Raw genomic sequence first — 13,377 nt, 5'->3', positions numbered from 1 at the left:
ATACCGGACTTCCACCATCTCCAGTTCGCTTAAATAAGTGTATGAATGCATTTACTATCCCTATCATCGTTTCGTATCAATATTAAGTTGATTGTAAGAAATTATATGCGAAATAAGTGCAAAAAGTCAAGAAGCGATTATGAATCTTTGTCTGCAAATTCTGTTGCATCGACTTCATATTCCATTAGGTGGTCCCAGTCATCTGAACCTAGCAAATCTAACTGCGCTTCAACTAGCATCTTAAACCTTGTCCTAAATACTTTGGATTGTTTTTTCAAATCTTCAATTTCCAGAGCAAGTTTTCTTGCTTTGCTTAATGAATCATTAACAATCCGATCTGCATTCTTCTCAGCTTCTTTAATAATCAACTTTGCTTCTTTTTGGGCGTTACGTTTTACTTCTTCTGCAGCCTCTTGAGCAATGATGATCGATTTATTCAGGGTTCCCTCGATATTATTAAAGTGGCCAAGACGATCGTCTACTTCATTCAGCCTCTGTTCAAGCTCTTTTTTTTCCCGGAGAATCAGCTCATAATCCTTAATAATCTGATCAAGAAATTCATTTACTTCATCTTCATCATATCCACGGAAGCCTTTACTGAACTCCTTATTATGTATATCAATCGGGGTTAATGGCATGATGCACCTCCACGTATTCTCTATAAGTCTTAAATCATGACAACATTCACGTGTTTCCTACTAATTTCTTCGTTATTTTTTCCTACCGATACTAATTCGCCATTTCTCTTTTTTCGTTTTACCATCTATCGACAAAATCTTGGCTCTACCAAATCCTCTCACAGATAAAGTGTCACCTTCACGGCATTCCATTGAACCCTGTTCAGTACTTTTGAAATTGACCTTTATCTTGCCAGCTGCTAGTAAGGTCTGGGCTTTTTGTCTTGAAAGATTAGTAAAGGCTGCAAGTAGGACATCAAGTCTAAGTGATGATACGGTATAACTCTGCTCCTCCCAGTTCTCTTGCTTTACAATAATTTCTGTTAAAGAAAGTCTTTTAATGGAAACAGAGGCTTTACCCATCTTTTCTAAGTTTGCAGTAAGATAATCCTCAATTTCCGACGCTGCGATAAATTGAATATTCTGACCATCTACTAAAATGTCACCAAATTTTTCACGTTTCAAACCAAGCGACATGAGTGTCCCTAGGACATGCCTATGCTCCAATGAAATAAATTTCTTTGGATACGATATTTCGTATAAAGTCAATTGATAATCTGCTTCCTCTGGTAAATAATAATCGGGATAAATGAGGGCACGCTTACGTTCTACCGCTTCACTACCTCCAAAAAATTGCAGCAAAGCGGCAGCTTCATTTCCAACCAAAGCAAGTAAGATTTGTTGTTCACGCGGATTAAGAAAATCAGTTAATCTGGGAGAATAGTTCTGCTTTACTGCCTCTATCCAACCAAGTGCATGATCAATAAACTCTTTTTCTTCCGGTCTGAAATGCTGGTAAATATTCATGAAATCATTCTCCCTAAAAAAAATGCTTTAAATCCATGATAAAATCTGAGCGATGCCATAACCAGCAAATTGCAAAGCAAGAATCGCAACAATTGGTGAAAAGTCTATCATTCCTAAAGGAGGCACAAATTTTCTAAACGGTTCTAAATAAGGCTCAGTTATTCTAGCTAAAAATCGCCCAATTGATGTTTCCCTAGCATTTGGAAACCAAGACATTAAAATATAGGCAACTAGTGCATATGAATAAAATTTAATCAAAGTTAAAATAATCCCAACTAACATTGTCATTTCTCTTTACCACCTCGCTTCTTCGTACTCCTCGTCCAAAGCGAACCCGGCAATATTTCCGGAAACATCCACATTATCCGGAGTACATAAGAATATATCTGTACCAATTTTTTGTATGTCACCACTGATAGCATATACCGTCCCGCTTAGAAAATCGACAATACGTTTAGCTTGATCATGCTGTATTCGTTGCAGGTTTACGACAACTGCACGACGATTTTTTAAATGATCTGCTACGTCTTGTGCTTCTGCATATGCACGCGGTTCTAATAATACTACTTTAGAAGATTTTTGAACACTTTGCAAACTTACTACATTCTTATTTTCATTCTGGGAGGATTGTGAGCTTTTCGATGATTTCATTGGCTTCGTTTCTTTCACCTCTTCCTCGATCAATTCTTCTCTGTATTCATATTCATCATCTAATGCGAAATATGATTTAAATTTTGATACGAATGACATGAATCGTGTACCTCCTTAGGATTCCCCACCGACTAATGCAGTTCCTATGCGAATCATCGTTGCACCTTCTTCAATGGCAATAGTATAATCATTCGACATTCCCATTGATAATTCCATACATGGTGCATGTGTCATGTTGGCCGCTTGAACTTCTTTTTGTAGCTCCTTCAATTTTTTAAAGCAAGCCCGAAGTTTATTTTCATCTTCCGTAAGAGGAGCCATCGTCATTAAACCAGCGATTTGAATGTTTGAAAAGGAGTCTAGATTACGAATAAACGATAATGTCTCTAAAGGAGTTATTCCCTGTTTAGATTCCTCACCCGAAACATTTACCTGCACTAGACATTTTATAGGCTTAGTCGCCCGTTTCTCAATTTCTTCAGCCAATGAAATCCGATCAAGGGAATGAATATATTCCACTTTATCAATGATATTTTTGACCTTTCTAGTTTGCAGGCTACCAATATAATGCCAGATTGGCTTGTCCCCTAATACAGTATATTTATTTAAAAGCCCTTCATCTCGATTTTCACCGAGATGATAAAGCCCAGCTTCAAATGCTTCTGTAGCACGCTCCACTGAAACGTATTTTGTCACAGCTACTATCGTAATTTCATTACGGTTTCTGCCGCTTTTCTGACACGCAGCATTTATTTTTTCGTCAATGATCGTTTTATTATCTGCTACTCTCAATGTTCCTTTTATTCCTCCTTCCAGCCAATGAAACTCATAAGACGTCCCGTTTTTCCTTGATCACGCCGATGAGAAAAAAACGTCCCGTTTTCACAACTGGTACATAGTGTTGAAATTTCAATTTGTTCTCGAGGAACACCGGCCTTTACTAGAATTTCAGTATTGACCTGTTTCAGATTTAGCTTATATTGTCCTTCGCTAATTAAAGTATATGGCTTTTCGTCATAATCTTCCAGCAATTTTTGCACAAACTTGACAACTTTATCATCGACAACATAACAATCGCCACAAATGGATGGACCGATTGCTGCATGAATATCTGCTGATGGGATACCCACTTGATTCCATGACTCAATCATAGAAGATGCAATCCCTCCGACTGTTCCCCTCCAACCTGCATGAGCTATCCCCACCATTCTATGCTTTGGTGCAATAAAATAAACGGGCACGCAGTCCGCATAACAAAGAGTGAGGAGAATTTGTTTCTCTGTTGTAAAAAGTCCATCCGTTGCTTTGAGACTGGAAGGATAATCCTTCGCACCCTTCCCACAGTCAGACGGCAAAACTTTCACAACTTTTGTCTCGTGCGTCTGTTCGGCGCAAACCCAATCTTTTAAAGAGAAAGAAAGCTTTTCAGCTAACAGACGGCGATTTGCGACAACATCCTCCGTGTTATCGCCCACATGAAAGCCAATATTCAACGAAGCATAGGGTGCCTTGCTGACTCCACCATTTTTTGTAGTGAACCCTGCTGTTAGCCCTGGAAACTTATTCATCCAGCTTTCGAGACAATAAAACTCTTCTTCACGCAATAAAAATGGTTCTGTCATAATCCTTACCTCTTGTTTTTTATTTAGTGTATCACATTCCCCTTTATTTTCACTATGAAAAGCAGAATTACTTGCTAATCATCAAGGTTTTCTTTAAATGCAAATGAATGCTCAACTAGAATAACATCCTCACCGACTTTTTTTATCTTTTTCCATGGAATGATAATCTCCTCGTCTTTTCCAAAAATACCAAGCATTCGGCTACCATTCGATACAATTATCGCTTCAATGGAACCTGCTTGAGGATTAATAATAAGATCCACCATATTCCCTAATCTTTTCCCATCTCCAATATTGACAATATCTTTTATTTGAAATTCAGATATTCTGACCAATCTGATCAGCTCCTCTTCTTTATTCAAGATTACATATCAGTTTAATAAAGTGAGTTTCAATGTCTAATGTGGCGGTAATAATTTTGCATGAAGGAAAAGGGGACAAAGCTTCGTTGATTTAAACAGCAACACCAATTAAATAGCAAGTTAAACTAGAATTTGAGTAAACTTATATAAAATCGCGGTTCAGCTCCACCACTTTATTTGAGGTAGTTTCCCAGTTTTATCAAGCCTTTCTTCAAACTAAATCGTGGAGTTTTAATTCCATGTTATTTCTTAATTCTATGTATATGTTTAAAAAGAAGCCACATGTACTTGTTTCTAAAACTTTCTTATTACAGTTTTTAATACATAGCCTAATACATAAAAAAACTCCATATTCTTGACATACGCCAAGATATGGAGTCGGTTACTGTCCAAACAACAATTTTTATTGTTGGATATTCTTATTCATTTGTCGAATTGCTGCTTTCTCAAGTCTTGAAACTTGTGCTTGCGAGATGCCAATTTCATCAGCAACTTCCATTTGTGTTTTCCCTTGAAAAAATCGCTTTCGGAGGATCATCTTCTCACGATCATTCAGACGACGCATTCCTTCATTCAACGCAATTTCATCAATCCATTGACTGTCTTTATTTTTTTCATCACTTAATTGGTCTAATACGTAGATCGGATCACCACCATCATTATAAATTGGCTCGAATAATGATACTGGATCCTGAATTGCGTCAAGCGCAAAGACGATTTCTTCGTGGGATACATCTAATTCCTTGGCAATTTCTTCAGCCGTTGGTTCACGCAATGTTCGACTCATCAGTTTTTCTTTTACCTGCAAAGCTTTATAGGCGATATCTCTTAGCGAACGGGAAACCCTGATTGGATTATTATCCCGTAAATATCTTCTAATCTCTCCGATGATCATCGGAACAGCATATGTCGAAAATTTAACATTTTGACCTAAATCGAAATTATCAATCGATTTCATTAAACCAATGCAGCCTACCTGAAATAGATCATCCACAAATTCACCCCGGTTATTGAAGCGTTGAATTACGCTCAACACGAGCCTAAGATTCCCGTTTACCAGTTTTTCTCTCGCTGTTGTATCGCCACCTTGCATTTCTTTAAAGAGTATTCGCATTTCTTCATTTTTTAATACCGGTAGTTTTGATGTATCAACACCGCAAATCTCAACTTTGTTACGAGACAAAATTTTTCCCTCCTCACAGGAGCTGCCTTTCAAAAATAAGTATCTCCCGGAGTCGAAAAAATATGCACAGTGGAGGAACGTAAAAAACACCGACTAAGATCAAACCATTGCAAACAGCTACTTGCATTTAGAAATTTTTTTTACACCATTTTATTAAATTCCTTCCTAAGTCTTTTAATAATTCTTTTTTCTAGTCTAGAAATATATGATTGGGAAATCCCTAACATATCCGCTACATCCTTTTGCGTTTTCTCTTCTTGCCCAGCTAATCCAAACCGGAGTTCCATGATTTGTTTTTCTCGATCGGAAAGCTGTGTGAGTGCTTTTGTTAACAATTTCCGGTCTACATTAGCTTCTAGATCTTTCGTAATAATATCTTCCTCTGTTCCAAGTACATCAGAAAGTAGTAATTCATTACCATCCCAGTCGATATTAAGTGGCTCATCAAAGCTCACCTCAGAACGAATCTTGTTATTTCGCCGCAGATACATAAGGATTTCATTCTCGATACATCTGGATGCATATGTAGCTAATTTAATTTTTTTCTCTGGGTTAAATGTATTAACAGCTTTGATTAATCCTATTGTACCAATGCTGATTAAATCCTCGATATTAATGCCTGTATTCTCAAATTTTCTCGCAATATAAACAACAAGACGTAAGTTTCTCTCAATTAGTATGGCACGCGCTGTTTCGTCACCTTTTGGTAATTTATTAATTAAAACTTCCTCTTCTTCTTTGGAGAGCGGAGGCGGCAAGGCCTCACTCCCTCCAATGTAGAAAATTTCATCTGTTTTCAACCCAAGCTTGAACAATAGTTTATACCAATAATAAGTGAGACGCAGAATAGTTTTTTTCAACTGAATTCTCCCTTCTATTTTCTACAAATTTGAGTATGTTTTATATATCCCTTCTCATGAAACAGCTCGAACCGGAATTCCTGTTACCATTTTCGGATGGACAATACATTCAAATTTCCCATCCGCAGATAACTTTTGGAAGGTAAAAGAGACTAGTCCAGTTTTCACTCGAAAAATATCTTTATTTTGAATAATTTCAATCCAATCTGATTTAATTGCAGTCAACAACTGGTGGTCATTACCAACAACTTTACTCGGAATAATTCGTAATCGCTCCGTCCACGTATAATGAGTGCTACCCACGTCATTAAGTAGAATATCTGGATTTTCAAAAAGTGCTACCATATCTTTCGGGATCGTATTTTCTCGGCCATTTAGTGACAAAATCATGACTGGAGATTGCGAAATTGGATCATACAGATGATTTCCACTATCAATAAAACCTTCTACCGAACAAATGAAATCATCAATTTTCACCGTAACTTTAACCAGTTGTTGATGGTTAATTTTTGTCATTTCTATCGATTCTAAAGTCCTTCTTGAGAATTGCCATGCCAGTGGGAAGCCAATAATAACAAATATCCAACTGACTGGGTCTCCGAATTGATTAATCCCTTTATACATGGTGTTCTGTCCTGATAAAACGTTGTATTCAAATAAATAATGGAGACCGAGCAAAATACCGCCAGACAAGAAAGTAACGAAATATAACGTCGCCAAATTTTTCACGAAAACTTTGAACCTGCCAAAACCATAAACCGTTAAAATCATAAAGATAGAGAATAATAGCTTTACCAACACTCTATCAGCGAACACATGATATGAAGTAAAAGATAAGACAATGATAAGAGAACCAAGGAATCCCCCCGCAAGAACTCTCCAGAAAGGAACTCTCCGCTTTAACAAAACCGCAGTCCAATAAAGCAAAAGACAATCAAAAAACCAATTTAATAACCAAATAACATCCAAATAGAGCGTCAAATATTCACCACCCTTTTAGAATTGCGCATTGTTATAAAATCCATGCATCCCGTGTAAACTAGCGAATAGTACTTTTCTAACCACCAAGTTGCGCTAGAACGAGAATTTGTAAAAAAACTTACACATTCTTGCCAGAAAGGTGCAAACATCTTTATTGTAAAAATTCATAATCCTATTTTTCATCTTACAAATAGCTTGCACACCTTCTATTAGCAAAAAGTATATCGTACCTTGCATCAGAAAGTGTGTCATATTATGACTGGATATTTTAGGAGTTTTTCTGCTTTTTTGTAGAATAAATAAAATGAAGTTGTTTTGCTGATGATCTTTACTAGTTGAGGTTAGGAAGGAACACTTAGAATATTTTATCCTTCAAAGAAAAACGTTAACTGCTATAAAGGGGAGTGCGGCACAAATAAAGTGAAACTTCCATTAGTGGGGTTTCTTCATTCCCCACTGATGATTAGTTGAACCAATCGGGGATTTACAGGCTGTTTATCCCCCACCTACTTTTTCTTGATTCTCTCACAAAAATTGGGGCGAGGGTATTACAGCCTGTTAAACCGGGATAATGTGAAACTTCCAATTTCAAAAGGAATCGGTGAGTACGCAAAAAAGGATGTCCCATTACAAAAGGCTAGACCTTACACCTATGTACAGTTTAAATGAAGTGTATGTAACACATAAACTGAGTATAGAGTGTGAGGTTAGAGCCTTATGGGGCATCCTCTCTTACTACTGTGGAAATGAGACTTATTTTATGCCAATTTGTCGAATGAATCTTTTAATCTGTTAAATTTTATAACTCAACAAATTAACGACGCTTGTTCCGGTTACGTAGAAAAGTTGGGATATCCAATGCTTCTTCTGCTTGATTAGAATTACGAACAGGCTGTTGTTGTTGTTGCTGTTCGACATGTTCTTCCCTTTTCACTTCACGCTTAACTCCAGAAGTTGAAGTTGGTGATGAAGGTCGTGCTTGTCCAAATGAAGGTCTTGTCGATACAGATTTAATCTCTTCAGCATCATTAAACCCTGTAGCAATCACTGTTACAACAATTTCATCTTTAAAGTTTTCGTTAATAACAGAACCGAAAATCATATTTACCTCTTGATCAGAAGCACTTGCAACAATGTCAGCTGCCTCTTGAACTTCAAATAAACTTAAGTTCGTTCCCCCAGTAATGTTCATTAAGACCCCTTGAGCACCATCAATAGATGTTTCAAGAAGTGGACTTGAGATGGCTTTTTTTGCAGCTTCAGTCGCACGGTTTTCACCAGAAGAAATACCTATTCCCATGAGCGCAGAACCTTTATTAGACATAATCGTCTTTACATCTGCAAAGTCCAAGTTAATTAAACCAGGAACAGCGATCAAATCAGAGATCCCTTGGACACCTTGCCTAAGGACATTATCAGCTTCACGGAATGCTTCGAGCATTGGCGTACTTTTATCAACGATTTCAAGTAGTCGATCATTTGGGATGACAATTAACGTATCGACTGATTCCTTCATTGCACCAATACCGCCCTGAGCCTGTGTTGAACGTTTACGTCCTTCAAATGTGAACGGTCGCGTAACAACACCTACAGTCAGCGCTCCTAAGTCCTTTGCAATTTGAGCGATAACAGGAGCTGCTCCAGTGCCCGTTCCTCCACCCATTCCAGCCGTTACAAATACCATATCTGCGCCTTTTAACGCTTCTTCAATTTGTTCCTTGCTTTCTTCAGCCGCTTTTTTCCCCACTTCTGGATTTGCACCAGCACCTAATCCACGAGTAAGTTTACCTCCGATTTGCATTTTGATTTCTGCTTTTGATAGATTTAGAGCTTGAGCATCTGTGTTAACAGAAATAAACTCTACCCCTTGAACCCCGTGCTCAATCATACGGTTTACGGCGTTGTTACCGCCCCCGCCTACACCGATGACTTTTATAGTAGCTAATGTTTCTAGATTAGAATCAAACTCCAACATGATAATCCTCCTAATTTGACGATATTCCAATAATTTCCTTCTTATTCAAAAAAGTAACCAAGGATCTTTTTGAATTTAGATTCACCTTTTTCCGCCCGAGGCTTCTCCACTCGTTCTTTCGGTTGAGGCTGCTGCTTTTGGGGACTCTGTTCTCGATTTTCGTAAGCTGAACCTGCAGCTACAGGCGCTTTATTATTTTTTTGTATTCTTGCCTTTTTACAAGCATGTTTAATTAATCCAACAGCTGTCGTATATTGAGGTTCTCGAACACCTATATAATTCGGTTCAGCTGTCCTCACTCGGTTTTGGAAAGTATATTGAGCAAGTTCTAATACTCCTGGCATCTTTACAACGCCACCGGTCAATACAAATCCTCCTGCGAGATCATTCTCGCCTATTCTATTTAATTCGTTTTGAACAAGTTCAAATATTTCTGTCATCCTTGCCTCAATTATGTCAGACAACATCAACTGATTGCAAGGTTGTTGCTGATCACTACCGATTATAGGGATATTGAACACATCTTCTTCTGATGCATCATCATAAAAGGCATGCCCATGTTTAATTTTGATTTTCTCAGCATCATCTGTTGTCGTACGTAATACGATAGAAAGGTCTTTAGTAATCGTCTCTCCGCCAATTGGTATCACAGATGTGTGTTTCAAATGCCCTTGATCGAAAACTGCTAGTGTTGTTGAACCACCACCGATATCGAGAAGCGCAACACCGAGTTCTTTTTCATCTTTTGATAGCACAAGAGAGCCGGCCACGAGCGGTTGTAGCGCAATGTCTGTAATTTCCAAACCTGCTCTTTCTACACACCTTAATGAATTATGTAAAATCGTGCGCAAACCCGTGATTAATATCCCTCTCATCTCCAAACGAACACCAATCATACCTCTTGGATCGCTGATTTCATCAAGCTCGTCCACTTTATAATGGACAGGGATAATATCAATAATCTCCCTGTCAGAAGGAATCGTAATCAATTCGGCTGCCTCTCTAACCCTCACAACATCCTGAATGGTTATCTCCTTATTATCACTTGAAACTGCGACAACGCCATGGCAAGGTTGTAACATTACATGATTGCCGCTTATACCGACTATGACCTTATTGATTTCCATTCCAATCATTCGTTCTGCCTGTTCAACGGCCCGCTGAATAGATTGAACCGTTTCATCTATATCAACAATCGATCCTTTTTTTAATCCCTCTGATTTCACATTTCCTACACCGATTATGTTTAACGTATCATTAACCATTTCACCAATGATTACTTTAACACTGGATGTACCGATGTCGAGACTTACGTAAATTTCATTGCTGTTCATTCCATGGCACCTCCTTCAAGTTTTAACATCTTTCTAAAAAACAACAATAGGCAATACGAATGTTCTTTCTATCTTTCATAACCATATTGTAGTGATATAACTACCAAAGAATCGTTTTCTCTTTGGGTAGGGTCTATTTTTCAAAGCAGAGTCGTACACGTGTTAAACAAATTAGAATATCACATGTAATGTCATCTGTTTCATAAACGATACACTTCTTAACAATATTCGTCATGCATACCACATTCCCTTTAAAAACACACTAATTTTTTTCTGTTTTTTCTTTATAAAGGGACCATTTTGTTAAAATTACGCGTCGTATAACTGCTATATTTTGAAACAATCTTACACCAAATGCAAAAACTGCAGCTAAATATAAGTCTACACCAAGATGTACGCCTAGAAAAGCTAAACTTGCAGCCAAGATGATATTAAAGAAAAAGCCAGATACAAAAACTATTTCATCGTAGATATTTTGTAAATGTGCCCTAATGCCACCCACTAAAGTATCTAATGCTGCAAGAATCGCGATTGATAAATAATTCGCATATTCAGCAGAAATTTTGATATCTGTTAAAAGGCCTAAAGTGATGCCTACTAAAAGGCCAAAAATAGGAAGCCACATAGTTATTTGTCCTCCTATTCATCAACGGGTTCCATATATTGAATATTTAATGAGTTTTGATAAGGAGGTAGCGTTACTATGTCCAATGGGTTAGAAATAGTAACCTCATAATTATCCACATAAAAATTATCGATTGAAGGTGAAACCTGAATCCTTTCTTTAAGTTTCTTGGCGTCTTCAGCAAGTATCCTTACTTCAATCGAATCCCTTGATACACTTTTGCCATCAATCTTTGTTTGACCATTAATATCTCGAATAACAGATGTAGTAATAATTCTCTGCCCATTTATCGAAATCTCTTTTGCATCATATAGGAATAACTCATTTAGCATCCGTTTTAAAAGATCAGGTGAAACATTCAAAATGTTCTCACCTAATAGAATATTTCCCTCAATTGGTTTGATGGTTAAAATAATCCCTTTTCCACTTACCTCAGTCATTCCTGCTTCGCTTTTGAGCTCTTCCAACGTCTCACTTAGAATTTGCTCCTTACTCTGGCTTCTAGTTGTATCGTATTGGGCAAGCTTCTCTTCTAATTTACTTATTTCCTGAACCAATTCAGTTTGGACTTTCTGCTCCTTTAGTATACCGCTTCTAAGCTCGTAGGAATCACGTGTATCCCTTACCTGTTTGACGGATGGCTCTTTAAACGTTTTAAATTGGAAGGCTACCATAAATCCAACTACCACCGCAATTAAAGTAAAGGAGATTTTATTCCTTTTTTTCAAAAGTGTCACCAAGCTTTCTTTGGTACGGTGAATTTTCTTAGCTATTATATACCGGTTCCATTTCCACTTCATTTTGCTTCAATATCGTGAATATGATATTTTCATTCACTAATTGATCTTTGACTCCACCAGCTAAGTTAAGTGAAGCCTCCAATACGTTAGCATCCCCAATTGCAGTGATTACAAATGGTGCTGGATACTGCTGTCCGTCCACAGTAATTACAGGACCATTGCAAACAATATACGAATCATGATTCAATCTCTGCCCGTTAACAGCCACCGCCGCTGCACCTGATATGTACAATTCATTAATGACCTTAAAAACATGCTGTTCATGAACGAGGTAATCATTTATATTATCATCTACTTTTCCAGCCGTACCATCCGCAAGAGTCACGGTAAGTCCTGGTCCCTTTACTTTAATCTTCCCTAGAAACATCCGGTATTGCTTAGCTTCTTTTGCAAGCTTAAACGAGGATTCCTTTTCTTGTGAAAGGTCTTTTTCAATATCTGTTACTTGTGCCTGCTTTTTCCGTAATTCCTGACTGAGTTTCCTGTTTACTTTCTCTTGTTTGATTAGCTGTTCTCTAAGCTCGTATTCTCGATCCCACGTTTGATTAACGAGGTTTACTTCCCTCTGTTTTTGCTTTGTTAGATTATAGGAAAAAGCAACCATAAACCCAAGGACAAGACTCACAATGGAAAGAATGACTTTTCTCCCTTTAATGATTTTCATCTTGATCAACCCCATTAATCTCTTCCGTTAGATTAGGGGTATCATAAGCTTTAAAGAAAGAGCCCACCTCAAGATTAATGACCCCTTTTACATTTGGATCTAATTGAGCAACAATAGAAGGGTAATGGATCATCTTTTTGGATAAAGTTCTGCTAGTCGCACTCACTTCAAACCCGTCATTCATAAACATCGTTATATGATAGGCGTCCGTTTTGGTAGGTTCCTTACGAATTTCAGAAATTGAGTTACGAATCTCTTCAGGTAATACTTTCAATTCATCCAATAATTGGTTTAGTGTATCACCTTCAGTAAAATCAATAAGCACAGGGGCGAAAACTGGAATTTCTCCGCTTTCAAGTTCTGTCAGGATTTTGCCGTTTTCCATGATTGGATAAAATCGATTATTTTTTGAAAGATAGGCGATTCTTTCAAATTCAGTTACCGTGATCAACACTGAATTTGGAAATTGTGTTGAAATGGTAACCGATTCAATTTCCTTTTGACTTTCTATCATTTTTTTTATCATTTCACTTTTGTTAACTTTCCAGATGTTCGTGTCATTTGTTAATCCACTTAACGTAATAATTTGATCAGATGATAAATACTGATTCCCCATTACCTTAATTTCTTTAATATGGCTAAGTGGAGAAAGAAAATACAGCACACAAGCAATTAGAATAAAAAAGAATGATAGCAATAGAATCAACCTTCTATTCGCTTTTCTTTTTCTAAGCTTCTTTAATTTTGGGATACGATCTTCAATGGAAACAATTTTTCCTTTTTCCATCCCCCTCACCTCTTCCTGAAAACAAATGGACAATGCTTGTAATCCGCCC

General features: G+C 37.3%; 16 protein-coding genes and 1 other annotated feature (1 of these 17 running past the window's edge). All 16 genes read right to left on the bottom strand.

Translation table 11 applies throughout. The features are described from left to right. Window positions 1-76 (bottom strand) — a binding site (T-box leader) (it extends 162 nt beyond the left edge of the window). 61 nt (window positions 77-137) lie between these two features. After that, the gene (locus tag AC625_RS07360; RefSeq protein WP_049680705.1) at window positions 138-638 is read right to left on the bottom strand and encodes a DivIVA domain-containing protein; all 501 of its coding nucleotides are present in this window, start codon (window positions 636-638) and stop codon (window positions 138-140) included. Window positions 639-710: 72 nt separating this feature from the next. Next, window positions 711-1,484 carry a YlmH family RNA-binding protein gene (locus AC625_RS07355; RefSeq protein WP_049680704.1) on the bottom strand — a complete coding sequence of 258 codons (774 nt, stop codon included), beginning with the start codon at window positions 1,482-1,484 and terminating at the stop codon, window positions 711-713. 27 nt (window positions 1,485-1,511) lie between these two features. Beyond that, the gene (locus tag AC625_RS07350; RefSeq protein ID WP_049680703.1) at window positions 1,512-1,772 is read right to left on the bottom strand and encodes a YggT family protein; all 261 of its coding nucleotides are present in this window, start codon (window positions 1,770-1,772) and stop codon (window positions 1,512-1,514) included. Between the two features lie 6 nt (window positions 1,773-1,778). Beyond that, window positions 1,779-2,234, bottom strand: a complete 456-nt coding sequence (locus tag AC625_RS07345; RefSeq protein WP_049680702.1) for a cell division protein SepF — start codon at window positions 2,232-2,234, stop codon at window positions 1,779-1,781. Window positions 2,235-2,249: 15 nt separating this feature from the next. Continuing rightward, window positions 2,250-2,927 carry a YggS family pyridoxal phosphate-dependent enzyme gene (locus AC625_RS07340; RefSeq protein ID WP_049680701.1) on the bottom strand — a complete coding sequence of 226 codons (678 nt, stop codon included), beginning with the start codon at window positions 2,925-2,927 and terminating at the stop codon, window positions 2,250-2,252. Window positions 2,928-2,935: 8 nt separating this feature from the next. After that, window positions 2,936-3,757, bottom strand: coding sequence for a peptidoglycan editing factor PgeF (pgeF, locus tag AC625_RS07335; RefSeq protein ID WP_049680700.1), 822 nt, complete (start codon window positions 3,755-3,757; stop codon window positions 2,936-2,938). A gap of 74 nt (window positions 3,758-3,831) precedes the next feature. Next, window positions 3,832-4,092, bottom strand: a complete 261-nt coding sequence (locus tag AC625_RS07330; protein ID WP_049680699.1) for a YlmC/YmxH family sporulation protein — start codon at window positions 4,090-4,092, stop codon at window positions 3,832-3,834. 430 nt (window positions 4,093-4,522) lie between these two features. Further along, window positions 4,523-5,302: an RNA polymerase sporulation sigma factor SigG gene (gene sigG, locus AC625_RS07325; RefSeq protein WP_049680698.1), complete on the bottom strand. Its 780-nt coding sequence runs from the start codon at window positions 5,300-5,302 to the stop codon at window positions 4,523-4,525. Window positions 5,303-5,442: 140 nt separating this feature from the next. After that, window positions 5,443-6,162 carry an RNA polymerase sporulation sigma factor SigE gene (gene sigE / locus AC625_RS07320; RefSeq protein ID WP_049680697.1) on the bottom strand — a complete coding sequence of 240 codons (720 nt, stop codon included), beginning with the start codon at window positions 6,160-6,162 and terminating at the stop codon, window positions 5,443-5,445. 54 nt (window positions 6,163-6,216) lie between these two features. After that, window positions 6,217-7,143, bottom strand: a complete 927-nt coding sequence (spoIIGA, locus tag AC625_RS07315) for a sigma-E processing peptidase SpoIIGA (protein ID WP_049680696.1) — start codon at window positions 7,141-7,143, stop codon at window positions 6,217-6,219. An 814-nt stretch (window positions 7,144-7,957) separates the two neighbouring features. Then, on the bottom strand, window positions 7,958-9,118 hold the full coding sequence (ftsZ, locus tag AC625_RS07310) for a cell division protein FtsZ (RefSeq protein WP_049680695.1): 1,161 nt from the start codon (window positions 9,116-9,118) through the stop codon (window positions 7,958-7,960). Window positions 9,119-9,159: 41 nt separating this feature from the next. Then, complete coding sequence (ftsA, locus tag AC625_RS07305; RefSeq protein ID WP_049680694.1) at window positions 9,160-10,452, bottom strand: cell division protein FtsA; 1,293 nt, start codon at window positions 10,450-10,452, stop codon at window positions 9,160-9,162. Between the two features lie 262 nt (window positions 10,453-10,714). After that, entirely contained in the window at window positions 10,715-11,077 is a 363-nt protein-coding gene (locus AC625_RS07300) for a small basic family protein (protein ID WP_049680693.1), read from the bottom strand. Between the two features lie 14 nt (window positions 11,078-11,091). Further along, a complete protein-coding gene (locus AC625_RS07295; RefSeq protein WP_342671010.1) occupies window positions 11,092-11,814 on the bottom strand; it encodes a DUF881 domain-containing protein in 723 nt (240 codons plus the stop codon). A gap of 28 nt (window positions 11,815-11,842) precedes the next feature. Further along, complete coding sequence (locus AC625_RS07290) at window positions 11,843-12,541, bottom strand: DUF881 domain-containing protein (protein WP_245644946.1); 699 nt, start codon at window positions 12,539-12,541, stop codon at window positions 11,843-11,845. Next, window positions 12,528-13,328, bottom strand: coding sequence for a cell division protein FtsQ/DivIB (locus AC625_RS07285; protein WP_049680690.1), 801 nt, complete (start codon window positions 13,326-13,328; stop codon window positions 12,528-12,530). Before AC625_RS07285 ends, AC625_RS07290 begins: the two co-directional genes overlap by 14 nt. Window positions 13,329-13,377: the final 49 nt, after the last annotated feature.

It is taken from the genome of Peribacillus loiseleuriae (assembly GCF_001183985.1).
GTDB classification, from domain to species: Bacteria; Bacillota; Bacilli; order Bacillales; family DSM-1321; genus Peribacillus; species Peribacillus loiseleuriae.
Note: the sequence above shows the minus strand (reverse complement) of the source record. Positions and strands in the feature narration are given on the sequence as shown.